The organism is Pararhodobacter sp. CCB-MM2 (assembly GCF_001691415.1).
Classification (GTDB): Bacteria; Pseudomonadota; Alphaproteobacteria; order Rhodobacterales; family Rhodobacteraceae; genus Pararhodobacter.
In genome coordinates this window covers 1-417 of record NZ_LRRR01000103.1, presented here as the reverse complement: position 1 = coordinate 417, position 417 = coordinate 1, and the positions used below count along the sequence as shown (strand labels likewise).

The window sequence follows — 417 nt, the reverse complement described above, 5'->3', positions numbered from 1 at the left end:
ATATTGCCCAATCGAAGATGAATATCAGCTGAAGTAATCCCGCCAAGGCACCAAGAACTCCTCCAATGGCAATCAGCTTGATTTCATCTTCCTGGAAGCATGGCCGTAAAAGATTCTGGAACTCTTCTGGCGACAGAGACTCCATCCGGCTTCTCATAATGGATTCGACGGCCTCTGCTCGTTCCTGATTGAACATTGGGTCATCCAGCATTTCCGATGAGATCTCAACGGCTTTATCTCCCACCTTCAATTTCAGATCGGCGAACTTCTTTGGACCCAAGGCCAACTGTGTCAGTGGTTTACTGATCCCCGCAGTATCGTCGACCACAGGTTTTACATGTTTCTTGATCAGGGCTCTGGTTCTTGCGCATTTGGGACCATTGAGCATGGCGTTGACTATTCGTCCCACGGTCAGGA

At 48.9% G+C, this 417-nt stretch carries 1 protein-coding gene; it reads right to left on the bottom strand.

The window, feature by feature from the left end:
- Window positions 1-417 (bottom strand): hypothetical protein (locus BCY78_RS24380; protein ID WP_199523204.1); only part of this gene is annotated, 417 nt, incomplete at both ends.